Origin of the sequence: Collinsella ihumii, assembly GCF_900046475.1 — a bacterium.
Classification (GTDB): domain Bacteria; phylum Actinomycetota; class Coriobacteriia; order Coriobacteriales; family Coriobacteriaceae; genus Collinsella; species Collinsella ihumii.
The window spans coordinates 34,295-60,343 of the sequence record NZ_FCOU01000013.1 but is presented as its reverse complement, the minus strand read 5'-3'; the positions used below and the strand labels follow the sequence as shown (position 1 = coordinate 60,343).

The following is a 26,049-nucleotide window of genomic DNA, read 5'->3' as shown; positions in this document are numbered from 1 at the left end:
GTTTACCCTGTCAGAACCTCTCGCCGTCCGCATCCCGCGCGGTTAACGGTCCGTACAAAAGGAGTCCGCATGGCCCAGCTTGCAAGCTACTACGCCCCCGGCCTGTATGTCGAGGACCACAGCATCGACGTCCCGCTCGATTGGCGCGGGCTGGAACCCGCCCTGCTCGCCATGGGCATGACCATGCGCGTCGGCGCGTTTCCGGCGGAGATCCCCGGCGCCCCCGAATCCATCAAGCTGTTCTACCGCGTCGTGTGCGCGCCGGAGCATGTGAACGACGACCTGCCCCTGCTCGTCTTTTTCCAGGGCGGACCGGGCGGCGCCTGCCCTCGCCCGCTCTCCCCGACCAGCGACGGATGGATCGCGGAGGCGGTCAAGCACTACCGCGTCGTCCTTCCCGACCAGCGCGGCACGGGCCGCAGCTCCCGGGTGAGCGGGCAGACCATGGCGGGGCTGGCGCGGCGCGCCCAGGCCTCCGGAGCCGACCCGGCGCGCGCCCAGGCGGATTTCCTCAAGCGGTTCCTCGCGCCGTCCATCGTGCGCGACTTCGAGTACCTGCGCCTCACGCAGTTCGGCGGCAAACCTTGGACCACGCTCGGCCAAAGCTACGGCGGGTTCATCACGCTCGCGTACCTGTCGAGCTACCCCACCGGTATCACGGCGTCGTTCACCTGCGGCGGCATCCCGCATGTTCCCGCCGGCGCCGCCGAGGTCTACAAGCACACGTTCCCGCGCATGGCGGCCAAGACCCGCCAGTATTACGAGCGCTATCCGGGCGACGTCGAGCGCGTCGCCGCCGTTGCCGACATCGTGGCCGCAGGCGATGTAGCGCTGCCCGACGGCAGCCCGCTCACGGTCGAGCGGCTGCAGCTTTTGGGCAGCGACTTCGGCATGAAGCCGAGCTTCGAGCGCATACACTGGCTGTTCGACACCGCCTTCGAGCAGGGCGACGGCACGGTCGGCAGCGAGCTCGTGCTTTCCGACGGCTTCCTCATGGGCGTGCTCGACCGCACGACCACGCGCGCCAACCCGCTGTACTGGACGCTGCAGGAGCTCATCTACGCGGACGGGACCTGCGCCCCCATCCGGTGGGCCGCAGCCGCCGAGAAGGGCAAGCGCGCGGAATTCGATGCGGACGCCCGGCCGTTGATGTTCACCGGCGAGGCGTGCTTCCCCTGGATGTTCAAGGACATGCCCGAGCTCAAGCCCTTCGCCGACGCCGTCGGCCTGCTCATGGAGGACATCGAGTTCGATCCCGTGTACAACCCGGTGCGCCTGGCCCAAAACGAGGTGCCGCTGCACGCCGCGATCTATTTCGACGACATGTACGTGGACTCCGGCCTGCAGCTCGACACGCTGTCGCGCATCGGCAACGCGCACCCTTGGGTCACCAACGAGTTCGAGCACGACGGCCTTCACGGCGACCGCGTGTTCCGCCACCTGTACGAGGAGGCGCGCGACGTGGGGCATCTGCACGGCCGCACGAGATAGGACCGCCCGCAGCCTTCCCCAATACGCCGCGGCGCCGCCCTCGACATCCCGAAGACGTCGAGGGTGGCGCCGCGCTTTCATGTCAGACGTCCGGACGCGCCGGCCGCCTCCTTTGCCATCACGCGAAGACGATCATTTCGTCGCGATGGATGGCCGGTTTGCCGGCAAGTGCCGCCAGCAGGCGATTTGACGCGATCTCGTCCTGGTGCCGACCGGCCGCGAGCTTGAGCTCGTCGGAGCCCGCCTGGGCGAGGCCGCGCGCGATGGTGAGCCCGCGCTCGTCGCGAACGTCGAGCGTGTCGCCCGCCGAGAAAGCCCCCTCGACATGCGTGATGCCCACCGGCAGCAGCGACGACCCGCGGCGCACGAGCGCATCCGCAGCGCCCGCGTCGACCGTCACGCTGCCATGCGTCGAGTCGCCCAGCGCGATCCACAGCTTGCGCGGGGCGATGTCCAGCCGCTCCACCGGCGGCACGAACAGCGTGCCGACCGCCTCGCCCGCAGCGAGGCGAACGAGCACGTTAGGCTCGGAACCCGAGCAGATGACGCTTGCGATGCCCGCCGTCATGAGGATGCGGCAGCTGCGAATCTTGGTGATCATGCCGCCCGTTCCCACCGATGTGGAGGAATCGCCCGCCGACGCGATGATGCCGGCGTCGATCTTCTCCACACGCGGGATGAACGCGGCGGTGGGGTCCTCCATGGGGTTGGCCGTGTATAGCCCGTCGATGTCGGACAGCGTGACGCACAGGTCGGCAGAGACCAGGCAGCTCACGAGCGCCGCGAGCGTGTCGTTATCGCCGAAGCGGATCTCGTCGACCGTGACCGTGTCGTTCTCGTTCACGACCGGCACGACACCGAGCTCGACGAGCCGGGTGAGCGTGTCGCGCGCGTGCAGGTAGGAGTTGCGGCGCGCCGTGTCGTGGCGCGTGAGCAGCACGAGCGAGGTGAGCAGGCCGCGGGCGCGGAACTCCTCGTCGTAGGCGGCCGACAGCACGCACTGCCCCACCGAGGCGCAGGCCTGCAGGCTCGGCATGTCGGTGGGCTTGGATGCAAAACCGAGCACCGGCGCGCCGCACGCGATGGCGCCCGAACTCACCACGACGAGGTTCCAGCCTGCGTCGGCGAGCTCGGAGGCCTGCCGGGCAAGGTCGGCGATGAAGTCGCGACGCAGCGCGCGATCGGCCCCCACCAGCGTGGAGGAACCGATCTTGACGACCATGGTCTTACGATCAGAGGTCATGGCATGCCTTTCGTTGACACGGGGATTGAGTGTTCACAGGAAAAGGGCGGCTCCCGCCGTCTTGCGGACAAGCGCATGTCCGCCCACGTCGACAAGAGCCGCCCCGTCGTCTCCTCTTCGAACTAGATGCGCTTCCACGGGATAGCAGAGCTGCTCGCCGCCATGCGCTCGCGCACCAGCTCGTCGCGCACGCGGGCAAGGCCGCGCTCCATGCTCACCATGTAGGACTGCGGGTACAGGAAGCGCTTGTACACGGGGTCGAGCGCATCGAGCGCGTCCTTGCAGCGCGCGCGGGCGGCTTCGATCGACTCGCGGGGAGCCGCCGCGGCGCCGTCGCGCACCACGGGCTGCAGCAGCTCATGGTACGAAAGGTCGCGCACGCTCGTGACGAGCGCCGCGTCGTTCACGGCCACGAGCGTTGTGCCGTCGCCCTCGATGTAGGACTCGTCATAGATCATGTCGCACACCGGGCTGCCCGTCTCGTCCACATAGCGGCGGACCTTCTGGATGCCGGGAATCGTGCGCTTGTACGGCTGCTCGGAGAGCTTGAGCACCGGCGTCCACGGGTCATCGGCCGAGGCGCGATGCGCGGCGAGCTTGTAGACGCAGCCGAGCGCGGGCTGGTCGTAGCAGGTCGCGAGCTTGGTGCCCACGCCGAAGCTGTCGACCGGCGCGCCCTGGTTGAGCAACGACTGGATGGTGTACTCGTCCAGGTCGTTGGACACGATGATCTTGACGTAGTCGAGCCCCTCCTCGTCGAAACGGTTGCGGACATAGGCCGAGAGCTTGGCCAGGTCGCCCGAATCGATGCGGATGCCCGCCAGGCGCTCGCCGCGCGCCTCCATCTCCTTCGCCACGACGATGGCGTTCTCGACGCCCTCGCGCACATCATAGGTATCGATCAGCAGCGTGCAGTTCTTGGGACTCGAGCTCGCGAAGGCGCGAAACGCCTCGAGCTCGGAATCGAACGTCATGACCCAGCTGTGCGCATGCGTGCCCGACACGGGGATGCCGTACTTGCGCCCCGCGAGCACGTTCGAGGTCGAAGCGCAGCCCGCGACGTAGCTTGCGCGCGCGACGGCCATGCCGCCGTCGGGACCCTGCGCGCGGCGCAGGCCGAACTCCGCGACCGGCCTTCCCTTGGCCGCCGCGACGACACGCGCCGTCTTGGTGGCCACGAGCGTCTCGAAGCCGATTGTGTTGAGCAGCGCCGTCTCGAGCAGCTGGCACTCGAACATGGAGCCGCTCACGCGCACCATGGGCTCACGCGGGAACACCAACTCGCCCTCGGGCACCGCGTCGATGTCCACATGGGGCCTGAAATCGCGCAGGTAGTTCAAGAACGAGGGGCTGAACAGGCTGCCGCCGGCAGGTGCGGACAGGCTCGCCAGGTAGCTGATGTCCTCATCGGTAAAGCGGAAGCTCTCCACCAGGTCAGCGAGCTCGGCCGAACCGCACATCACCGCGTATTCGCTGCCGAAAGGATGATCGCGGTAGAAGGCCGTGAAGCACGCCTGCTCGTCCTGCTTGCCGTTCTCCCAAAAGCCCTGGGCCATCGTCAACTCATACAGGTCGGTGAGCATCGTGATATCGGTCGGGCGCGACGCATCTGTCAAAGCCATGATTGCTCCTTTACCGTGATGAACGCGCATGTGCGCCCCGTGGCGGGCGCTGCCGGCGCGCAGCGGCTTATGTGTTGCTAGATGAGGCCGGAATTGGAAAGCCAGATGTAGATGCCGCCGCCGATGAAGCACACCATGACGATAAGGATGATGATCTTCTGGGCGGGAGGCATCTTGGGAATGCCGTCGTCGTCAGTCTCCTCGGGCGTCATGACCATGCGCTGGCCGAACGTGCGGGGCTCGTGGTCTGCAGGGCGCGGGGCCGGTGCCTGGCGCTTCGGCTGAGGTGCGGGTGCGGGGGCGGGAGCGGAGGCGGGCTCTGCCTGCTCCGCCTTCTTGGACTCCGCACGCAGGGCCTCGAGCTCGGCGCGCTCCTTGCGGGCGCGCTCGGCCTCCTCGCGGGCGGCCTTCTCCGCGCGCAGGGCCTCGAGCTCGGCGCGCTCCTCGTCGGTAAGCGGGGTGCTATTCTGATCGGCCATGACAGGCCTCCGATTCAATATCATCCGAACAACCGGGACTGGTATATCTGCAGAAGTATACCCGTTTCCCATCTGAGGTGTTCGCGTAGGGACGCGCTGATTTGGATGGCCGATGTCGGTTGAGACCCGCCCTGGGGGCACTTTTCACGCGCATCCCATCGCGCGCCCCATGGATCGGTCCGAATCGAAAGTACGCTATAGGAACGCTGCCTTGTTGACTGTACGGTATAGGCACGTTTTTCACCCGAAAGCGTTCCTATAGCGTACCGTGGACGAGGCTGCGTTCCTATAGCGTACCATCAATCCGCCGCGTACGCGGCCTCGCGCGCTGCGCGGAGATGCGGCTCCGCCGTTCACACGCTCCGCGCCCCGAACGGGGTTCGATTCCCCTGCGGCGGCAACGAAAAAGAGCCCCTACCTGCGTAGGAGCTCTTGGCGAATCAAGGGTGGAGACGAAGGGAATCCGCGGTCGCTGCGCGGCCGCATCCGCTTCGGCCGCTGACGCGGCCTCGCGCGCTGCGCGGCGAACGGCTCCGCCGTTCACACGCTCCGCGCCCCGAACGGGGTTCGATTCCCCTGCGGCGGTAACGAAAAAGAGCCCCTACCTGCGTAGGAGCTCTTGGCGAATCAAGGGTGGAGACGAAGGGAATCGAACCCTCGGCCTCTGCCATGCGACGGCAGCGCTCTCCCAGCTGAGCTACGTCCCCGAGACAAGTGTTTATGATAGCAAGCAAATCTTCGCTGTCAACAACAAACTTGGCAAAAAATGGGCCGCCCCACGCTTCACGAAAATGAACCCACCTCTACAAGGTGGGTGCCCTCATCGTCCGTTCCAGCGTCCTTAACAACGAAGGATACCTGTACTAGGCGCGACTGTGTGGGCTCCCTAAATAAACTCGACGGTTCACCCAGTTGCTCCGCGTGGGGCGGGACATCTTTATCATAAAGCACGCCGTTCGCATTACCAGTCTTGACTTGTATCGATGTGTGGTGGAAGATGGAAGCACACGCCTGTATCAAGGCTCTTTAAGCGCCTGACCGGCGCTTTTTCATGTGAAGAGGTGTTTCGTATGATCGTTCGCCCCGCCGTCACAGCCGACAGCACACCGGTACTCCATGTGTATGAACGCGTTGTGCACTCCATGCGCACCTCCCCCTACAACGCCCATTGGGACATGGAGTTCCACCCGACCGCCAACGATCTTTCCGCGGCCATCGAGGCGGGCGACCTCTTTATCGCCGTGGACGATTCCGAGGACGCAAGCGGCGCAATCCTCGGCGCCTTCGTCCTCGACACGAGCCAGGACCCCCAATACGGCCAGATCCCCTGGCTTATCGCGGAACCCGCGAACCGCATCGCCTGCATTCACCTGCTCGCCGTCGATCCCGACGCCCGGGGCCGTCGCATCGGCGCCGCGCTCGTCAACGCCGCGATCCGCACGGCGCGCGCACGGCGCATGCGCTCCATCCGCCTCGACGTCATCGCCCACAACCAGCCGGCTGTCGACCTCTACGCGTCCCGCGGCTTTACAGACCACGGCGTCTTCACGCTCGATTACGGCGGCGGGCTCATGCTTCCCGCCCATCTGATGGAACTCGACCTGGACGACCCCGCCCCGAACGCCGATCGCGCGCTGCTGGCCCCCGCGTCGCTCGCTTCGTGCGAGCTCTGCCCCCGCCGTTGCCGCGCGGACCGCACCGCCGACGCTACCGGCGTGTGCGGTGCAGGGTCCACCCTCAGGCTCGCCCGCGCAGCCCTCCACCTATGGGAGGAGCCTCCGATATCGGGCGAGGAGGGCTCAGGAACCATCTTCTTCAGCGGATGCCCCCTCAAGTGCATCTACTGCCAAAACCACGAGATCTCGACGGGCAATTTCGGTATCGACGTGCCCGAGCAGCGGCTGGCGGAGATCATGCTCGAGCTACAAGACCAGGGCGCACTCAACATCAACCTGGTGACCGCGACGCACTTTGCGCATCTGCTGCCCGGCGCCCTCAAGGCCGCACGCGCCCGGGGCCTCCATATCCCCATCGTATACAACACGAGCGGATACGAGCGCACCGAGGCGGTGCGGGAACTCGACGGCATCGTGGACGTCTGGCTTACCGACTTCAAGTACGCAGACGCCTCGCTGGGCCGGGAGCTCTCCCACGTGCCGGACTATCCCGAGCAGGCGGCACGCGCCCTAGCCCGCATGGCGGCGCAGGTTGCCGCGCGCGGCGGCATCGTCTACAACGAGGACGGCATCATGCAGCAGGGCATCATCGTGCGCCATCTTGTGCTGCCGGGGCACGCAGACGACTCATGCCGCGTGCTCGACCTCATATGGAACGCTGCGGGCGATGTGCCCATCTCGGTCATGAACCAATACACCCCCAACGAGCGGATGCGCTCGGATGGCGGCGCCTTGGCGCGCGCCGTCACGGACGAGGAGTACGAGATGGTGCTCGCCCATGCCGACGACCTGGGCTTCAGCACGGTTTTCTGGCAGGAAGGCGGAGCCGTGAGCGAAAGCTTCACCCCCGCATTCGACACGACGGGCGTCCTTAGGGCGGCGGACGGCCCCATCCTGCCGCGGGCGTAGTACACCGATTGATCCGTTCCGCGCCGGCCGCCTTCGCGCGATCACGGCGCCAGGCCCTACCGCGCGATGCCCGACACGGCTACGTCCACCGCCTGCTCGACATCGTCGGTAATCTGCATGAGCGAGGGGTCGAGCTGCGAGATGTTGCCCTCTTCGAGCATGGTGCCGGTGATCCAATCGAACAGGCCCCGCCAGTAGTCCGTTCCCACGAGGGCCACGGGCACGCGCTTGACCTTATGGGTCTGCACGAGCGTGAGCAACTCGAAGAGCTCGTCGAGCGTGCCGAATCCGCCGGGGAACACGATGGCGCCCGAGGAGTACTTCACGAACATGGTCTTCCGCACAAAGAAGTACCGAAACGTCATGCCCAGGTTGACCCAGGCGTTGAGCTCCTGCTCGTGAGGCAGCTCGATGCCCAAGCCGACCGACGTGCCGCCCGCCACCGCCGCCCCGCGGTTGGCGGCCTCCATGATGCCCGGCCCGCCGCCCGTGATCACCGCGACGTCGCGGGCTGCGATGAGCTTTCCTGCCCGGCGCGCCGCCTTGTACATAGGGTCGGTGCGCGGTGTGCGCGCGGAGCCGAACACGGAGACCGCAGGACCCAATTCCGCCAAGGCGCCGAACCCGTCGACGAACTCCGCCTGGATGCGCATCACGCGCCATGGGTCCATGTGAAGCCAATCGGTGGAATCTTCGGATGCCAGCAGCTTTCCAGTCGTGGTCTCGGTTGGAATCATCGGGCCGCGCAGGATGACCGGACCCTTGTAATAGGTGTTGGTAAACGGGGCGCCTTTCGCACCCGTGGAGGATTCAGGCGTCATGGAATCGGTACGCGCGCTGTCGTCGGACATGGGGCCTCCTCGCAACAGGAAACGGGGCATGCGACAACGCACGGATGCCGCATGCCCTCAGTATTCCCCGTACAAGCGCGCTCAACCCACCGCAACGGCGGGCCCGCCCCTTTGCTTATGCGCGCGCGATGCCGCAGCGCTCAGCGATACCGGCGTCGGTTGTCACCAGGTCGTCGAGGCCCAGCTCAGAGATGGACGGATGCCCCGTCACCCGGCAGAACATCCGCAGGTCATCGAAGGTCGCGCGGTAGAAGTTCTCCACGCGGCGCGCGCCCGCATCCACGTCCAGACGAGCGCGCAGCTCCGGATCCTGCGTGGCGATGCCCATGGGGCACATGCCGCTGCCGCAGATGCGGTACTGCTGGCAACCGAGCGCCATAAGCGAGGCGCTCGCCAGCGCCACGGCGTCGGCACCCATGGCGAGGGCCTTGACGATATCGGAGGCGACCCGCAGCCCGCCGGTGATGATCAGGCTCGCCGAAGAGCCAAGCTCGTCCAGGCAGCGGCGGGCGCGCGCAAGCGCGAAGATGGTGGGCACCGAGCTCGCGTCGCGCAGCATGACCGGCGAGGCGCCCGTCGCCCCGCCGCGACCGTCGATGGTGATGAAGTCGGCACCCGCGAGGACGGCCGACGCCACATCGCGCTCGATATGGCCCGCTGCGAGCTTGATGCCGATCGGCGCACCGCAGCTCCGCTCGCGCAGCTCGTCGACGAGCATCCGCAGGTCGTCAATGGTCTCCACGCCCGGTATGGTCGAGGGCGACACGATGTCCTCCCCCGGCCGGCGCCCGCGGATGCGCGCGATCTCCTCGGTAACCTTCTCGCCCGGCAGATGCCCGCCCATACCGGGCTTGGTCCCTTGGCCGATCTTGATCTCGACCGCACCGGCGGCGCGCAGGTTCTCATCGGTAACCGAGTAGCGCAACGGGGCGAACTCGAAGATGTAGCGGCCGCCCGCCTCGGCAAGCTCCTCGGGCAAGATGCCGCCCTCGCCCGAACAGGTTGCGGTGCCCGCTGCGGCGGCTCCGCGGGCAAGGGCGATCTTGGCTTCACGCGACAGGGCGCCGAATGACATGTGCGACACGAACGCGGGGCCTTCGAGAGCAAGCGGGCGGTCGGCCTTGGGCCCGATGGTGCAGCCGATATCGACCGGGGCGCCGTCGGCGAGCGGCATGGGCGACAGCTGGGCACCGAGCACCAAGATGTCCTCCCAGCGTGGCAGCGGCAGCGTCGTCGCCATGGCCCCGTCCGGGATGCGCCCGTGCTCCGCGAGCGCGTGGATGGTGTCCATATGGCGGATGGCAGGATCGACCCTCCGCAGCTCGGCCGGAATGGCAAGCGACCCTCCCGCCTCCTTCGGCACGGAGGCGGAGACAGGTGCCGGCGCGGGATCGACGGGCGCGGGCGTCACCCCGTCATCCTCCACCGGATAGAATTCGGCCGCAGGCGCCCCGCACATGGGGCAGCGCTCGAGCTCCGAGAAAGGAGCCCCCTCCGCCTGCTCGTCGTACACCCAACCGCACATGGGACACCGGTACTTGGCCATGGTTCCTCCCTCGTTTCGGGGCGATCATCACAGCCATCGTAATATATCGGGACTCATTCTCAACAAGGCCTTCCACCAGCGGCGCATCCGGCTCGGCAAGACGTCGTCGGCGGACCTGGCACGGCTCGACGGGGCAGAAAACGATAGCGGCGCCCCTCTTGGGACGCCGCTTACGCGAAACATCGATCAGAAGCTCCCGCGCCCGACGACCACCTGCGCGAGATCGATGCGAGAAGAACGCAACGAGACCCAAAAAAGGCACGCAAAGCAGATCGACAGACGTCGTACTACAGCCCCTTGAGGTACTTCTGGAACTCGGGCTTGAACCCGATATGGTCGGGCGCCTGCGAGGGCATCTGCGGGAAGGCGTCGTGGCCCGGCAGGTTGTTGGCCTCGATGAACAGCGGGCCGTCCTCGGTGATGGCCACGTCCCAGCCCACATAACCCATCTGCGGGATGCGCGTCGCCGCCTTGAGGCACAGGTTCATGACCTGGTCCCACAGCGGGATCTGGTAGCCGGTCAGCAGGGTGCCCGTACGCGGATGGCGCTCGTAGACATGGTAGTTCTTGTCGCAGGCGGGACCGGCGATCTTGCCGGTCTCCAGATCGACCACCGAATACATGCCGCCCGCGTTGATATTGTCCACCGGTCGGTCGGAGTTACCCATGCGGATGCACGCGTAGATCACGTGCGGCTCGCCGTCGGCTAGGATGGTATAGACGCGGATGGTGTTCACCGAACCGGGATTGATGGCGGCCATGGCGGGATGCTGGACAACAACGTCCTCGACCAGGTCGATATCGGCGCGCTTCAGGTAGTCGTACATGGCGTCAAGTGAATCGAAATCCGCCTTCTTGAGCTTCTCGACGCCCTGGCCGCAAGACTTGTCGCTCGGCTTGGCCATGATCTGGTCGCGATCGGCCATGAAGGCGATGAAGTCCTCCTTGGGGCATGCCGAGAAGTGCAGCCACCCGCGGTGCAGGTAGTCGGAGAAGTTGGTGTAGAACTCGAACTTGTCGTCGATGCAGTGGTAGTACTCGGGGTCGTTCAGCATGCGCACGATGGTGTTGTTGACGCCGCGCGTCACGAAGGTCGCGCGGTGGGCATCGTCCATGTTGTAGAACTCGAGCAGGTCGTAGTCCTTATAGCCCGCGCCGAACTTGAAGCCGCATTTGACGATATCGAAGAACAGCCAGGCGCGGTTCTTGCGGTTCTTCTCGTGCACGCGGCTCACCGTATCGAACAGCGCACCGTAATCCATATGGGCGATACAGCGAAAGATATATCCGAGACGACCCATGCCGGCCCCTCCCTCAGATCTGCAAATCAATAGCTTGTTGAGTATAGCTCAGCTCGCACACCGCCTTGCATGGAGAGCCGTAATATGGGACCCCTCCACAGATGATTGAAAAGCGCGATCACGCTGCAACGATGACGTGCAACAATGATGCCGAGGGGACCATCGGCCAGGTGTCCGCGCGCCCGGTACGGCGCCGACGGACGCGCAGGGCCGACCGGCATCTCCCAGAAGAAAGGAGCCCGCCATGCCCAAGACGACACCCGACCGCCGCCAGCGCGGAGACGACCTCACCCGCCGCGAGCGCGGACGCGCCGCGCGCGAGGCATGCCCCCGCTCCTCGCACGGGGCCTGGACTGTCGAGGAGCACCGCGACGAGGTCATCGACCTGATCGAAGAGCAGTCCTCCGAGCGCGTCCAGGAGCTCATCGGGCTGCGCTACGAGCGCATGGGGGCATCCCCCTTCACGTTCTATCGCGGCAGCGCCATCATCATGGCGCACGACCTGGCGAGCACGCCGAGCACCGGCATCGAGGTCCAGTGCGTGGGCGACGCGCACATCGCGAACTTCGGGATCTTCTCGAGTCCCACCAGGCACCTGGTCTTCGACATCAACGATTTCGACGAGACCGCTCCCGGCCCGTGGGAATGGGATATCAAGCGCCTCGCCGCGAGTGTCGAGATCTGCGGGCGCGACCGAGGCTTCGACCCGTCGGAGCGAGAGGATGCCGTGCGCGCCTGCGCCAAGGCGTACCGCAAGAACATGGCGCGCTTCGCCGAGATGCGCGAGCTCGATATCTGGTACGCACATCTCGATGTCGAGCAGACCGTCGGCCAGTTTGAGGAGGAGCTCAACGGCAAGCAGAGCAAGACGCTCCGCCGCGCCATAGAGAAGGCGCGCGCAAAGGACAACGTCCGGGCGGCCGACAGGCTCGCCCGCTGCCGCGAGGACGGGACGATGCGCTTTCTCAGCGAGCCGCCCGAGCTCGTCCCGCTCGACGACCTCGGCCGGTTCGAAGGGGCCGACAGTGCCGAGGTGGCCCGCCGCATCGGGGCGCTGTACGCCGGCTACCTCGACAACCTTTCGTATGACAAGCGCTGCCTGGTCAACCGGTACCGTCCCGACGACATCGCGCGCAAGGTCGTCGGCGTGGGCAGCGTGGGAACCCGCGCCTGGGTGGCGCTGCTGCACGGCAAGGACCGAGACGATCCGCTGGTTCTGCAGATCAAGGAGGCGGGGACGTCGGTGGTCGAGCGGTTCTATCGCGCCACCCCGTTCTCGTCCCACGGCGAGCGCGTCGTCCAGGGGCAGAAGCTCATCCAATCGACCAGCGACATCCTGCTCGGATGGACGGGCATCGAGCTTCCCTGCGGTCGCACGCGCGACTACTACGTACGCCAGCTGTGGAACGGCAAGGGCTCGATCGACCTCGAGAAGATCGGCGAGGAGGGCCTTGCCAGCACAGCGCGCCTGTGCGCCTGGGCGCTCGCGCACGCGCACGCGCGCACCGGGGACGGCGTGGCCATCGCGGCGTATCTGGGAGACGGAAACGCCTTCGACGATGCGCTCTGGGAGTTCTCGCAGGCCTACGCAGACCAAAACGAGGCCGACTACCGGCTCTTCTGCGAACGCCTGCTATCCTAGCGAGACGTCGATCGATTCATTTCCGCACACGGCGGCGCCATCGCCCAAACGCGCCCCCGCGTCTTCCGCGAAGGACGACGCGGGGGCCCGTGACACAGAGCGGACCGTTTGGCACGCTAAAGGGGGTCTGTAAAAGGAGTTAGCGTGCCAAACAGCCCGTTTTGTGTCATCGGCCCCTCTTCGCCCCCATCCCGAGGAGGAAGGCGCGAGCTGATCGGTCCTCTCCTCGGGAAATATCGATCAGTAATCTTGGGCGGCGGGGCTGTCCATCCACTCCTGCTGGAACTCGGCATAGCGGCCGTCGATGATGGCTTGGCGCGCACGGCGCATGAGGTCTAGCAGGAAATAGATGTTGTGCATCGACAGCAGGATGCCGCCGAGCATCTCCTTTTGCGTCACCATGTGGCGGATGAGCGCACGGCTGTAGCCGCCGGTGCACACCGGGCAGGTACACTGCGGGTCGATGGGCCCCGCGTCGCGGGCAAAGCGCGCGTTGCGGAAGTTCAGACGGCCCTCGTGAGAGAACGCCGTGCCCATGCGCCCGGTGCGCGTCGGCAGCACGCAGTCGAACATGTCGATACCGATCCCGACGCCGCGCACCAGCGTCGTGGGATTGCCCACGCCCATGAGGTAGCGGGGCTTGTGCTTGGGCATGTATTCGGACGCGAGCGGCGTCAGCGACTCGAACATCGTCTCGTGGTCCTCGCCCACCGAATAGCCACCGATGCCGTAGCCCGGGAAGTCTCCGCACTCCTCGAGATGGCGCAGGGAGCGCAGGCGCAGATCGAGATGCATGCCACCCTGCACGATGCCGAAAAGCGCCTGGTCGGGACGGGTGTGCGCGGCGTAGCAGCGCTCCGCCCACATGCTGGAGAGCTCCACGGCGCGCTCGACGTAGGCGCGCGTGGCCGGATAGCCCGGGCACTGGTCGAGCTGCATGCAGATGTCGGATCCGAGCTTCTGGGCGATCGCCATGTTGTCCTCGGGCGTCCAGAAGATATGCGACCCGTCGTAGTCGGTGGCGATGAAGCGCACGCCGTCATCGGTCAGCTTGACGGCGTCGCCATGGGAAAACACCTGGAAGCCGCCCGAATCGGTCAGGATCGGCCCGTGCCAGTTCATGAAGGTGTGCAGGCCGCCGAGCTCATCGATCAGGTCCTCGCCGGGACGCATGGCCAGGTGATAGGTGTTGGCGAGCACGATCTGCGCACCGAGCTCACGCACGGTCTCGGTGGGGATGCCCTTAACGTTGGCCTTGGTGCCCACCGGCATGAAGATGGGCGTCTCGATATCGCCATGCGGCGTGTGCAGGATGCCCGCGCGCGCATGCGTCTTGGGATCCTCGGCGACGATATCGTAGGTGAACAGGCTCTGGTCCATGGGGCCTCCTTGTTACAGCGATGCTTCGACCAGCCATTCTACTATGGTGACATATGCAGGATGAATCCCTATCGCCCACTCCTCCACAATTCCGAACTATGAAACAAGCCCTCCGATCATCCCGAAACGTTATCCTCGTACAAGATCGAGCAGGCTCTCGAAGCTGTCGACGGCGTCGTAGCGCACATCGGCATCGCCCAAACTATTGAACAGCTTACGGGCGCATGCGATTTTCGCCCGCTCCACCCCGCGCAGCTGCATGCTCTTCATGGACCCCTTCGTTTCCGCAACGAAGAATACGTGCTTGACCGTGCCGCGCTTGAACGCAATCGCCCAGTCCGGCGCATAGTTCCCCACCGGCGTCGGAATCTGGAAGGCGCGCGGCAGCTTCGCGTACACGCACACCTCTTCCGCTGCATCGAGGTCCTCTGCAAAGCGGCGCTCCACCGACCGCTCCGCCGAGCCATCGGGAAACACGTAGTCCTGAACGTTCTTGCGGGCATGGTAGGCACGCGAAAGGTTCTCGGGCATCTCCTCGGTAAAGATGGCGGAGTCGTACCGCTCGCTCAGCCGGTTATAGCTGATGTGCTCGACCACCATCGCTGCCTTCTCGTCCACGATGGCGGCGGCCACCTTGGCGATGAACTCTTCAGGGTTGTCCTGGAACATGCGGAACTTGTACGCACTCATACCGGATAGAATCGCTGCCGCACTCTTGCGGGTTATGTGGGCGCGCGCAGCGACCTCGCCCACCAAATCGTACTTCACGTTGACGGGAGCAGATGCCGCAAGGTCCATGGTCTTCCTGCTATGCACGGAGAAATGCGATCCATCGGCAAGCTCGTCCTCGCGTGCGGACTCCCGTTGCTCTCCGACTATCATCCGATAGCTCACCTTCGATACCGTCAGGCTGCGATCGATGTTATCGATCGCCTTGCGCCGCAGTTCCGCATCATCAAAATGCACGGTATATGCCTGCTTGAAGTTGATGCGGTTCCAGAGTTCCTGAAACTCCTTCCTCCCGAAGTTCTCGTTCAGCGGATTCGAGGTCACTTTCGTCTCGAGGCCGTTCTCAAACATGCCGTCGAGCACAGACTGGTCGTACACGCTCGCCAGCGCTGCGTCTATGAGCGGGCGCGTCTGCTCGATAACCGTGCGGGACGACTCGGGCAATGAAGCGATATCCGCATCGCGAATCCCGCCATCCCGATAGCGATCGGTCACGGCGCCGTCCTTATCCACATAGCCGAACGTCTCGAGGAATCCATGTGCGATACTCGCCTGCGAGCTATCGAATTCGATATCGATACCCTGCTCGTTTGGAATGCGGAAGCGAAGCAGGTACTGCTCGGTGACCGCTTGAGGACGCTTGCGCAGCTCCTCTCGCATGCCGTCCTGAAGGCCCTTTACGTACGACGTATAACTTTCGGACGCAATCACCGTGAGGAGATTCACCCGCTGCACCATATTCTCGCCCAGCGCGGAAACGTCCTGACGGTCGCCATCGCGATTCACGCACAGGCGCATGCCGCGCCCGACTTCCTGACGCTTGCTCGTCTCGGAACCGGACTCCTTGAGCGTGCAGATTTGGAATACGTTGGGGTTATCCCAGCCCTCGCGCAGCGCCGAATGGCTAAAGATGAAGCGCGTCGGCTCGTCAAAGGAGAGCAGGCGTTCTTTGTTCTTGAGGATGAGGTCGTACGCACTCTCGTCGTCTGAATCCTCGCTGCCGCGCTTGGTTTTGCTGTCAACCGCACGTCCCTTCTTGTCGATAGAGAAGTACCCCTTGTGCACCTGGTCAGCGGTAAAGCTCGAAAGATATGCCGAGTAGGATCCGGGCAGCTCATCGCCAATCTGCGGATTGCTGAGGCGCTCGCGGACCGCCGCCGCGTATTCTTCCTCGAAGACCTTCCCGTATCCGACGGTGAGCTCATTGCCGTCGTCATCGTATGCGCGGTATTTCGCCACCTCGTCGATGAAGAAGAGCGAGAGGCATTTGATGCCGCGCTCGTACAGAGCCTCCTCCTTTTGGATGTGGCTCTTGATCGTTTCACGAATCTGCACACGACGCAGATCCTCACCGGTGGAGTCGCCCACCACCTCACCGCAGCAGATCTCCTCGCCGTTGCGGAAACGGACGTGGCCTAACGCGCCCCACTGATCGGGAACAATCTCCGCGATCACGAAATCGTTTCGGTATGCTTCGAGCTCACCCGAGGCGACAAAGATGTCATCGCCTTCGTTGAACTGCCTCACGGCGCGCTTCATGCTTCCGCTTGCCATGCGACGCGTGAACTCAATTACCGCTACCGGAGGATGATTCTTGCTCACGCGAATCTCCTGCAGGCAAAGGTATCCATCGGTCCCGCGCATACCCCGCACCTCAAAACCCTTCACCTCGATGCGCTTCACGAGACGCATGTTGTAGGCGTCGAGCGCATCGAGCGCATACACCTCGTTGTGGTGCTCGGCGTGCGTGGCGGAATAGTCGAGGGAGAACAAGGGCCTGAACTGCTGCATTGCCTTGCGCGTGGCGCTGTTCTTCTTGCCCATCTTCTGCGGCTCATCGAGGATGAGGATGGGGTTGGTGGCGGCGAGCACGTCGATGGGGCGTCGACTGCCGAAGTCATCGCGCTCGGAGAACATGATGCGCGCCGTTTTGTCGCCGCCGCGGCCCTCCTTGTTTTTGGACTCATCAAACGCGTTGAAAGCCTGCATATTGATGACCATGACGGAGATATCGCTGCGGCTGGCGAAGCTGTCGAGTTCGTTCAGACGGCTGCTGTTGTAGACGAACCACCAGATTCGCTTACCGTAACGCTCCGCGAAGTGCCGTTCCGTCACGGCAAGTGATTTTGCTACGCCCTCACGGATGGCGACGCTCGGCACTACGATGATGAACTTCGACCACCCGTAGCGGCGATTGAGCTCGAAGATGGTCTCGGTGTAGACGTAGGTCTTGCCCGTGCCCGTCTCCATCTCAACGTCGAGCTCGCAGGCGCCGAGTGCATGGTGAAGCGCTGAGGAACGCTCGATGAGGTTGCCGTCCTGTATCTTGTGGATGTTATCCAGCAACGCATCAGGACCTAGCGCAAGCGGAGCGTTGCGATAGCCGTCCGAGGATTCATACTGGATGGCCTCCGTACCCGTCTTTGTGTCGAACCGCGTACGGCCAAGATCGCGCACGAACTGCTGTCCCTCGACCTTGGGCTGCCCGTCGAACACGCGCGCCACCGAATCCGCCGCGCGCGTCTGATACTCTTGGATGCTGAACTTGAATTCCATGGTTATAACCTTTGCGGGTACAATTCGTGTAGTTTCCGAGCGAACGATGGAGGCAATCTTGGTCCGCCCCTATGCTCAATTCCCCGACGAAACAGTCATCGCATACAGCGACATGCGCGATGACTGCACGGTCGAGATCCTCATAGAGCGTCCCCGCGATTGGGGCTTCGACAGCGCGCGCTGCCTTATGCCCGCATACCGCTGGCTCGATGTCGACGGGTTCTCCGAGAGCGACCTCGATAACCTCGAGTCGTTCCTGCGTGATAATGCGCCCCTCATCTTTGAGTTCGCAAGCGATCCCGAAGGCGGATGGAGAGCTGCCTGATGCCGACGATCCTCACACTCGGACGCTACGTTCTGTTCTTTTGGATGAATGAACCCGACGAGCCGGTCCACATCCATGTCGCCGTCCGCAGGCCAACGGAGCATGCCACGAAGTTCTGGCTGACCGAAGACGGCGGTTGCATCCTCGCCAGCAACGGGAGCAATCTTCCCAATAAGGAGCTGAGAAAGCTCGCGAACTTCATCGCGCTTAACCACGGACGCATCTGCGACGCATGGAAGAATGTCTTCAAGACCGATATGCTGCGCTTTTACCGATAGCTGATCGCCCATATCTACACCACTCTCGTGATGGTGGTGGGGCTATACGTTTTGAAGAGCTCGCCGAAGTTGGAAACGGCGTCGTCGCCCGCGAAGGAAGCGTCGCGCATCACGGCGTAATCGGGTTCCATCTTGGCCATCTCGGCGATGGTGTCCGTTGAAACGTCACGGTCGAAGCAGGCTGCGAGGCGACCGTCGTCAACCGAGAACACCGTGGAGCCGTTGATACTCTTGCGCTCGATGCTTACAGACAACGGAATCTGGAACTGCAGCATCACCTGGAACAGGATATCCTCCGCCGTGCGACCGGGCTTGAGGTTGTCCGCAAGGCCCATGAGTGACTCCTGGGTGTAAGCCGCGGGCTCAGCCGAAACGTCCTCGAAGTTGGACGAGTCGATCTTGAGCACGCGGAAACCGATGTCTGGGACCTTCTTGGGCTCCTCGCCGAGTTTGAGCTGCCGGTTGGACTGCTCCACCTCGTCGGCAATCTTCTTGCCCGCACGGCGGATGCGCTCCTTGCCGATTTCGCAGATGTTCTTGTAGCCCGCCTTGGCCGCCTCCGTCTCCGGTCCACAAACTTCGGGCAGCTGCACCATGATGAACTTGCGGTTGCCGCCGTCTTCAGCATTGAGCTTCATGACGGCATGAGCGGTTGTGGCGGAGCCGGAGAAGAAGTCGAGAATTATCACGTTCTTATCAGTCAAAGTGGCTGCCTCAACCAACTGATAAACTAGCTCAACAGGCTTCGGGTAGGAAAAACCCTCCACCCCAAGTCCTTCGAGGTCCTTCTTGCCTTCCTCAGACAACACCTTGATGATCGAATATATTTTAGAGGTCGCCGAATTAACCGGAATCCACTCGCAAATCGTGTGCATTCCTTCGGAATTCTTTTCGAGAAACAGCTTGCCTTGTCTTAGAAGATAATCGATCTCCTGTTTTTTCTTTATCCCCTTATACTGTTCCAACTGCTCGTAGAAACAGCGACGGTCGACCCCGGAATCGTACTTTCCGAACTGCTTTCTCACAACATCATCGTTCTTGATGCACAAAACACCATCCACGACGTAAGTACGGCCCTGAACAATCTTTTTCCTCGCTAGAGAGACATCGGATTGAGTCGATTTGATACAGACATGAATATAATCATGTCCCTTTACGATATATTTCGCTTGACCGCCGCCCTTCGCCCTCTGATGAATCAGAGCGCCGAGATGGCAATCGTTTCCGAATATTTCATTGAGCATTCTGTCAAGCGACCCCTGCTCACCATCGTCGCAGCTCACAAATAATACTCCATCATCGCTCAGCAGATCCCTCGCAAGCAGCAGGCGCGGATACATCATGCTGCACCAGTCGGAGTGAAAGCGGCCGTTGGACTCGGGGTTGGCAACCAGGCGACCGCCATCCTCGTCGTAGTCGCCGCTCTCGGCGTCATAATCAGTCTTGGTGCGCGCGAAGTCATCGTCATAGATGAAGTCATGCCCCGTGTTGTACGGCGGATCGATGTAGATCATCTTAATCTTGCCGGCATTCTTGCCGGCATAGGTGTTGCGCAAAAGCTTCAACGCATCGAGGTTGTCCCCCTCGATGTAGAGGTTCTCCGTCGTATCCCAGTTGACGCTCTCCTCAGGACACGGGCGCAAGCACTTGTCGATAGGGCGATACGCCTCCTGTTTGGCATCACGCTTGCCCGGCCACGTGAACTGATAGCGTTCGCGTTGACCCTCAGCGACGTCACCCACACGCTCTTTCAGCGCTTCGACATCGATGGTATGGCGCAGGCTTCCATCGGGCTCACGGACCTCGGTCACCACCTCGGGAAAGAGCTCGGCGAGCTTCTCGACGTTCTCGTCCAGAATGTTCTCGGTTGCATGCGAAAGCTTCTCCATCAGGCACCTGCTTCAAGTCGGGCAAGCTCCTGTTTGATCGCGCGTGCGCGATCAAACAGTGCATTGCGTTTTGCAATCTGCTTCTCTGATTTACGTTTTTTATTTATTGACACCAGCTCGCCTTGAAGTTCCTCAATGCGATTTTTGCGCTCAACGCGCCCGGCAAAATCGCCAGGCTCGCTATTGCCGAACACCACTTGAGAACTCAAGGAGTCCCAAAGCTCAACCAAGGTTGATCCTCGCAGCTCAACTGTCGTCTCGTCACATGGCAACCAAGCGGTTTCGTACAACCGATCTCGCCGCACGAGCAACTTCACTGCGTCATCCGTCTCGCAGACAAACAGCACCTTGCTGGACACACTCTTCGCAATGAGATCAATGGCCGCGTAGGGTGCCTCAGCCCCAGCTCTATCACCCACACGCAGATAAAGCCCCAGGACATCAATCTCATTAACCTCGCCACTAGCGGGAATATGCAGCGTCTCCTCTTTTATCGAGGCGACCATATCGATGCGCTCAATGAGCCGCACGAACTCGTCTTTGACAGCAGCGGTTGTTGCAAGGAATTCATAGAAAAGCTTCTTGGGCATCGTCTTTCCCACCAACACGGTGCTCGGCAGCCCCAGCGTGAGGCTACTCATGGGGCCTCACCACCAAGAAGCAGATGAGTTCGAAGTCGTCGAGCCCTGCCACGTCGTTTTCCAAAAAGCTGGTTGTGCCCGCCGTAAAGAAGCTCCTCAGGTCCTCTTCGGCCTTCTTATCTACGATGGATTCGATAGCGCTTCTCAGCATGTTCGAAGCCGCACGCATATCGCGGCCATTCTTAGTGACTCTGTTGTACTCGCGGCAAAGGTCTGCATCCGGCTCACCTTTGCCCCGGCACAAGCGCCGCATGGCATCGAGCGTGTCCTTGGGGTCGAGGTAGCCATGCCGCACCTCGCCGTCGTCGCCCACATACACCAGGTAAAACGGATGAATCTGGTTGCGCGTCTTCGCATCGAGCTGCTGGCTCACATTGCGCAGTACGAAGATCACGCCGGGCTCATCACCCGCTACAACAGCATCGATGCCCGTGGGAACACAGTCGATGTCTGGGTTCTCTTGGTAGTAGGCAACCAAATCCATCCGGAACTCATTGAGGCCGAGGTCGGTAATGGATACACCGCCCGAAACGTCCTCAAGATCGACCACCTCATGTTGCATCTGCTCGAGTTGCTGGCGACGGTATGCAAGGTCGCCTTGTTCGTCCTCGTTGATGTAGTCGTCATCGCCGGTTGAGCTCATCACCACGGCGTGCATGCGATTCTCCACGCGCGCTTTGAGGTTGATGTAGTGGTCCAGATCATCATCCGGCCAGAAGTTGACGAGCTGGATCGCGCTGTTCTTCGAGCCGATTCGGTCAACACGGCCGAATCGCTGGACGATGCGCACGGGGTTCCAGTGGATGTCGTAGTTCACGAGGTAGTCGGCATCCTGCAGGTTCTGGCCTTCCGAGATGCAATCCGTAGCGATGAGGATATCGATGTCCTTGCCCGCCAGGCGCGGATAGACTTTGTCGCGCTCCTTGGAGACCGGCGAGAAGCAGGTGAGGATTTCCGCCAAGTCGCCGCGCACACCCTTGACGGTGGTCTTGCCACCGCCCGTACCCGTCACTTCGGCAACGCCGAGGCCCAAGCTCTCCGAAACATAGGGGGCGATCTGCTCGTACAGATAGTTTGCCGTATCGGCGAACGCCGTGAAGATGATGACTTTCCTATTCCCCGGATTGATGGGGTTCGTCACCTTCCGCGCGATGAGCTTCTTGAGATCGAGCAGCTTGGCATCGCGCGCGGCATCTATATCATCAATCATGGCAAGCAGGCCCTCGATGGTCTGAGCGTCATCGCGCACATCGCGCTCCCAGCTTTTCCAATCGAGGTCGCGCAGGTCATAGCGGGTCTTCCCTCCTACCGAGAAGTCCATGACCTCGCTATCGTCCGCATCGAAATCAAAACCCTCCTGATAAGTGGCAATGTTTACGCTCGATGTCGACGCTCCCGTCTCCTTGAACGCCTCGATGGTGCCCAGACATGCATTCATGACAGAAAGCACGCGTTCCAATGTCAGGCGAAACGAGGAAACCGAGCTCTCCAAGCGCTTGAGAAGGTTTGCCGCCATCAGTCGGCGCACCCCCGTTTCGCGGCCTCTGTTGGTAAGGTTTCCGTTTTCGCTCTCGTACTTGTATGCAGTGCTCGGCAATACGTACTGCGAGGGCACGTAGACTGCCAGCGTGAGCAGATTGAGAGAGTCGGCGATCTCGCTGTATGTCGGGCCATGCTCCAACGTCGAGAGCTTGGGATAGACCGAGATGGGTTTCTTGCGCTCCGGGAACGGCCCGATGACGCTCACATCGTAGTAGCGCTGGATATGGCGGCGCGAGCGCGCAACGGTTACCTGGTCGAGCACGCGGAAGAAATCGAAATCCAACGACTCCGTGAGCGCCTCGGTCGTGCGCTCCTCAGCCGGCAGGTCGCTCCACGCGGAAAAGGAGGCCTGCGCCCGACGGAACACGTCCTCTATGTTGCTGGATAGCCCCAGACGCTCGGACCACCCATCGGAATCACCCTGATACGCAAGGGCGAGTTGGTTCCGCAAATCGCGGAACCGATTGTTGACCGGTGTAGCCGACAGCATGAGCACCTTCGTGGGCACTCCCCCGCGAAGAACGCGACTCAGCAGGCGCTGATAGCGATTCTCGACACCACCGGAGCCATCGTCCTTTGCCGCGCGTGCCGAATCCTCGCCGTTGCGGAAGTTATGGGACTCGTCGATGACGACGAGGTCGTAACCGCCCCAGTTGAACGCCTCAAGATCGATACCCGTGGCGCTTCGTCCGCGCTTGCGCGAAAGGTCGGTATGGTAGAGCACGTCATAGCGCAGGCGGTCCTCCGCAATGGGATTGTTCTTCTGGTTGTTGCGGTATGTGGTCCAGTTGTCCGAGAGCTTCTTCGGGCAAAGCACCAGCACATTGCGGTTGAGGGATTCGTAATACTTGATGACCGCGAGCGCCGTAAACGTCTTGCCCAAACCGACGCTATCAGCCAAGATGCAACCGTTATAGGTCTGCAGCTTGTTGATAATCGCCAGCACCGCATCGCGCTGGAAGTCATAGAGCAGGTTCCAGATCTTGCTATCGCGAAAGCCGGTCCCCTCCTTGGGCAGGTTGTCGGTGGACACGTCGTCCAAAAACTCATGAAAGATGCGATAGAGAGCCACGTAATAGATAAGCTCGGGTGGATTCTCCCGATACATCTGCTCGATGTTTTCCGTTACGGTTGCGGTTACGTCCTCAAGCTCACCGCTCTGCCATACTTGATCGAACAGACCTAGGAACATGCACGATGATTGGGAATCGCTACGTTGGATACCAGTGAGCGTAGGGTGGTCGCCCATGCCGAGCTGGCCTACGGTGAATCCGTTCATCATCGGCATGTAGGTGACAGCATCGTTGTGGCCCGATACCGTGAGCGCAGGCGTAACCGAAGCCACCCCAGATTTGGGCGACTTGAAAGTCGCCTTCTTTCGTATCCAACGAGCACATTCACCCGCTATGGCTTTTTGCGTGAGCTCGTTGCGCAGCTTGATTTCAAACTCGGTACCGTACAACCCCTGCTCGCGCGAAAGACGCGGGATGTAGAATTCGCGTTGCTCCTTCGCGGCACGCTCCGTGGCAAAAGTGGGCTCGGTAAAGATGAATCTAAATTCATCGAGCCCCTCGAGCCGCTCGCGCAGCTCGCGATAGGCATACATGGAAAAGACCGATGCGGCAACCGATATGGAGTCGCCGCTGTGAACCGTATTCACGAGGTCATCTTTAAGGACACGCGCTCGGTTGTCGATAAAGGCGGCGTCCATTTAGGAAACCGCCATCAACCAATGCGCGCGGCGCAAACCTGCGATATTGATATTTGCTACCGAAGGAAGAGCCTGTCTATGAAAGCCCCCCCCCGACTTTTCACATCGGGGAACAGCATCCTTCTCCTCTTCACGACCCGGACGATGGGGTCACGAGCAATCAACGAGAACTATCTTCATATTCCATAGTACACGATTGACCGCAGGAATATCTTATGGCCGCCGAGAAGCAGATGCGGGGCGGCTTGCATCATGATAGTCCGCATCCCTCGGCGGCTACCGTTCACCTGCCGCATTCAGCAGGGTCGCCACGCAGTCCGCCATTCCATCGGCGGCAGAGCGGATGTTCGCGATCCATGGAGCCAGGCGCCCATCGCCTGCGGCCTCGGCTTCCAGCACGTCGCAGTTTGCCATCATCGCCATGAGCGGCGTCTTGAGCTCATGCGATGCCGAGATGACGAACTCCTGCTCCCGCTTGCGCGCCGCATACACGGGGCGCAGCAGATGGCCGGCGGCGATCCAAAGGACTGCCGCAGACGCCGCCGACAGCACGATGGTCGCAGCGATGCAGCGAAACGCGATTCCTCGCAGGTAGTCATAATGATAGGAGATATCGATGAAGGTATAGACCCGATCGCCCGCATCGGAACCGACGGCATCCGCGGCGACCTCCGCGTCCTCAATCGCGCCGGTGGGCGACACCGTGATGCCGTCCTCCGACTCCCCCGCCGGCTGCCAGGTGCCCAGCCACGTGCAGCCGGCATACTCGAACGGCGCGGATCCCTTCTCGTCACGCAGGCCGACGAGCTCGGATAAGTCCTTCGAGGTGAACGTCGTCTCCGAGTCGGGCGTCCACGTGAACTGATCGCCGACCGCGGGCAGGGCCACCTCCAGCACCTCGCCCGCATCGTTTACAAGGGCCCTCCAAACGGTCTCCGACGGATAGATCCCGCCGGACGGCAGCGTCACCTCGCGGGCATCGAGCCTATCCGCCGAAACGCCCGAAAACGGAGCGTTCGAGGCGTCCTCGAGCCTCGCGCGATAATCGCTGAGATTCGCGTCCACCACCACATAGCACAAGGCGGCCATGCAGAGCGCGACGCAAACCGTGAGCGCCCCTGCGGCCGCAGCGACGATGCGACGACGAAAACGCTTGAGCTCATGATCTTTCACGGCCCTCCCCCTCCTCTTCCAGCACGTAGCCCATGCCTCGCACCGCCCGGATGCGCACGGGCGCGCCGACCGCGCGCAGCTTCGTGCGCACGAGCGACACCTGCACGTCCAGCCGGGTGTCCGACGCCGCGTCGTCCGGCCCCCACACCGCGAGCTCAAGGCGCTCTCGCGTGACCGTGTGCCCAGAAGCGCGCATCAGCGCCTCGAGCACCAGGCCCTCTTTGGGCGTGAGCGCCACCGACACGCCCTCATGCTGCAGCTCGCGCGATTCGGGAACGTAGCAAAGGCCCAGCTCTTGAATGGCCGTTGCCGAGTCGGGAGCTCCGCGGCGGCGCAACACGGCGCGGATGCGCGCCAGCAGCTCCTCCACATGGAAGGGCTTGGCCAGGTAGTCGTCGGCGCCCGCGTCGAGCCCGCGCACGCGGTCGCGCACGTCGCCGCGAGCCGTCAGCAGGATGACCGGCGTGTCGATGCGCTCACGGCGCAGCTTCGCGAGCATCGACAGGCCGTCGAGCTGCGGAAGCATGATGTCGAGCACGATGGCGTCATAGGCTCCCGTGCACGCGAGCTCGAGCCCCCGCGCCCCGTCGCACGCCGCGTCAACCGCGTATCCGGCGCGCCCGAGTGCGTGGGTGAGCGGCTCGGCGACCAGGCGCGCATCCTCTACCAACAAGATTCTCATACTCATCTCCTCGATTCGGACCGTCTGGCGCAAAGCGGGACGGCCCGGAGCGGAATGGATCGACCGGCGCTTCCTTACGCCTCGGACCCCGATGCGCCGCCTTCCGCGATCGACTCGGGCACGGTAACCGTCAGATCGGGCGCGAACTCCCCCGGATCAGCGGTCCCGTCAAGCGCCCGATACGACTCGACAGCGTAGGCGATCATGCCGTCTCGCCTGCTCAGCTCGTCGCCCAACGTGATGACGACACCCTGCTCGACCGGATCGGCGCTCGCCGTTCGAGGCGCGCCCAGCACCGCTGCCGATCCGACGACGGCGCAGCACGCGCTCGCGACCGCCAGCATTCTCATCATCGTCTTCATCCGTGTTCCCATCGTATGCCT

At 62.8% G+C, this 26,049-nt stretch carries 19 protein-coding genes, 1 tRNA gene and 1 pseudogene; 6 read left to right on the top strand and 15 right to left on the bottom strand.

The window, feature by feature from the left end; all coding sequences use genetic code 11:
- The first annotated feature begins 69 nt into the window (after positions 1-69).
- Complete coding sequence (locus BN3789_RS11145) at positions 70-1,491, top strand: alpha/beta fold hydrolase (protein ID WP_066834416.1); 1,422 nt, start codon at positions 70-72, stop codon at positions 1,489-1,491.
- Between the two features lie 118 nt (positions 1,492-1,609).
- Here BN3789_RS11145 and proB read toward each other — a convergent pair whose 3' ends face one another.
- The 4 genes from proB to BN3789_RS11125 all read right to left on the bottom strand — a co-directional run bounded on the left by proB (position 1,610) and on the right by BN3789_RS11125 (position 5,542).
- The gene (gene proB, locus BN3789_RS11140) at positions 1,610-2,734 is read right to left on the bottom strand and encodes a glutamate 5-kinase (protein ID WP_066834415.1); all 1,125 of its coding nucleotides are present in this window, start codon (positions 2,732-2,734) and stop codon (positions 1,610-1,612) included.
- A gap of 122 nt (positions 2,735-2,856) precedes the next feature.
- Positions 2,857-4,356, bottom strand: coding sequence for a nicotinate phosphoribosyltransferase (locus BN3789_RS11135; RefSeq protein WP_066834413.1), 1,500 nt, complete (start codon positions 4,354-4,356; stop codon positions 2,857-2,859).
- A 77-nt stretch (positions 4,357-4,433) separates the two neighbouring features.
- Positions 4,434-4,835 carry a hypothetical protein gene (locus tag BN3789_RS11130; protein WP_066834411.1) on the bottom strand — a complete coding sequence of 134 codons (402 nt, stop codon included), beginning with the start codon at positions 4,833-4,835 and terminating at the stop codon, positions 4,434-4,436.
- 634 nt (positions 4,836-5,469) lie between these two features.
- Positions 5,470-5,542, bottom strand: a tRNA-Ala gene (locus BN3789_RS11125).
- Between the two features lie 276 nt (positions 5,543-5,818).
- On the opposite strand from BN3789_RS11125, the pseudogene BN3789_RS13305 reads away from it, so the two are divergent.
- Positions 5,819-6,364, top strand: a pseudogene (locus tag BN3789_RS13305) (GNAT family N-acetyltransferase); the annotation flags it as partial.
- Between the two features lie 60 nt (positions 6,365-6,424).
- Positions 6,425-7,420 (top strand): radical SAM protein, encoded by a 996-nt coding sequence (locus BN3789_RS12485; RefSeq protein WP_066834438.1) that lies wholly within the window; start codon positions 6,425-6,427, stop codon positions 7,418-7,420.
- 56 nt (positions 7,421-7,476) lie between these two features.
- Here the strand turns inward: BN3789_RS12485 and BN3789_RS11115 are convergent, their stop codons facing one another.
- The 3 genes from BN3789_RS11115 to BN3789_RS11105 all read right to left on the bottom strand — a co-directional run bounded on the left by BN3789_RS11115 (position 7,477) and on the right by BN3789_RS11105 (position 11,118).
- Positions 7,477-8,271 (bottom strand): LOG family protein, encoded by a 795-nt coding sequence (locus BN3789_RS11115; RefSeq protein WP_066834409.1) that lies wholly within the window; start codon positions 8,269-8,271, stop codon positions 7,477-7,479.
- A gap of 115 nt (positions 8,272-8,386) precedes the next feature.
- Complete coding sequence (locus BN3789_RS11110) at positions 8,387-9,817, bottom strand: glutamate synthase-related protein (RefSeq protein WP_066834407.1); 1,431 nt, start codon at positions 9,815-9,817, stop codon at positions 8,387-8,389.
- 287 nt (positions 9,818-10,104) lie between these two features.
- A complete protein-coding gene (locus BN3789_RS11105; protein ID WP_066834406.1) occupies positions 10,105-11,118 on the bottom strand; it encodes a sugar-transfer associated ATP-grasp domain-containing protein in 1,014 nt (337 codons plus the stop codon).
- A gap of 244 nt (positions 11,119-11,362) precedes the next feature.
- Between BN3789_RS11105 and BN3789_RS11100 the strand changes: the two genes are divergently transcribed.
- Positions 11,363-12,760, top strand: coding sequence for a DUF2252 domain-containing protein (locus tag BN3789_RS11100; RefSeq protein WP_066834404.1), 1,398 nt, complete (start codon positions 11,363-11,365; stop codon positions 12,758-12,760).
- 240 nt (positions 12,761-13,000) lie between these two features.
- Here BN3789_RS11100 and tgt read toward each other — a convergent pair whose 3' ends face one another.
- Positions 13,001-14,140, bottom strand: coding sequence for a tRNA guanosine(34) transglycosylase Tgt (gene tgt, locus BN3789_RS11095; RefSeq protein WP_066834403.1), 1,140 nt, complete (start codon positions 14,138-14,140; stop codon positions 13,001-13,003).
- Between the two features lie 129 nt (positions 14,141-14,269).
- Entirely contained in the window at positions 14,270-17,425 is a 3,156-nt protein-coding gene (locus BN3789_RS11090) for a type III restriction-modification system endonuclease (protein ID WP_066834402.1), read from the bottom strand.
- A 58-nt stretch (positions 17,426-17,483) separates the two neighbouring features.
- Between BN3789_RS11090 and BN3789_RS11085 the strand changes: the two genes are divergently transcribed.
- Positions 17,484-17,750 (top strand): hypothetical protein, encoded by a 267-nt coding sequence (locus BN3789_RS11085; protein ID WP_066834401.1) that lies wholly within the window; start codon positions 17,484-17,486, stop codon positions 17,748-17,750.
- On the top strand, positions 17,750-18,028 hold the full coding sequence (locus tag BN3789_RS11080) for a DUF4160 domain-containing protein (protein WP_229254350.1): 279 nt from the start codon (positions 17,750-17,752) through the stop codon (positions 18,026-18,028). Before BN3789_RS11085 ends, BN3789_RS11080 begins: the two co-directional genes overlap by 1 nt.
- Positions 18,029-18,042: 14 nt before the next feature.
- On the opposite strand, the gene BN3789_RS11075 is transcribed toward BN3789_RS11080, so the two are convergent.
- From BN3789_RS11075 to BN3789_RS11050, 6 genes are all read right to left on the bottom strand, one after another.
- A complete protein-coding gene (locus BN3789_RS11075) occupies positions 18,043-19,917 on the bottom strand; it encodes a site-specific DNA-methyltransferase (protein WP_066834397.1) in 1,875 nt (624 codons plus the stop codon).
- Positions 19,917-20,558: a DUF4391 domain-containing protein gene (locus tag BN3789_RS11070; protein ID WP_066834395.1), complete on the bottom strand. Its 642-nt coding sequence runs from the start codon at positions 20,556-20,558 to the stop codon at positions 19,917-19,919. Before BN3789_RS11070 ends, BN3789_RS11075 begins: the two co-directional genes overlap by 1 nt.
- Positions 20,551-23,760, bottom strand: a complete 3,210-nt coding sequence (locus BN3789_RS11065) for a helicase-related protein (protein WP_202615132.1) — start codon at positions 23,758-23,760, stop codon at positions 20,551-20,553. Before BN3789_RS11065 ends, BN3789_RS11070 begins: the two co-directional genes overlap by 8 nt.
- 327 nt (positions 23,761-24,087) lie before the next feature.
- Positions 24,088-24,984: a histidine kinase dimerization/phospho-acceptor domain-containing protein gene (locus tag BN3789_RS11060; RefSeq protein ID WP_066834391.1), complete on the bottom strand. Its 897-nt coding sequence runs from the start codon at positions 24,982-24,984 to the stop codon at positions 24,088-24,090.
- Positions 24,971-25,666, bottom strand: a complete 696-nt coding sequence (locus BN3789_RS11055; RefSeq protein ID WP_066834389.1) for a response regulator transcription factor — start codon at positions 25,664-25,666, stop codon at positions 24,971-24,973. The genes BN3789_RS11060 and BN3789_RS11055 overlap by 14 nt, the downstream gene beginning before the upstream one ends.
- 74 nt (positions 25,667-25,740) lie before the next feature.
- Entirely contained in the window at positions 25,741-26,040 is a 300-nt protein-coding gene (locus BN3789_RS11050; RefSeq protein ID WP_147569712.1) for a hypothetical protein, read from the bottom strand.
- Positions 26,041-26,049 lie beyond the last annotated feature (9 nt).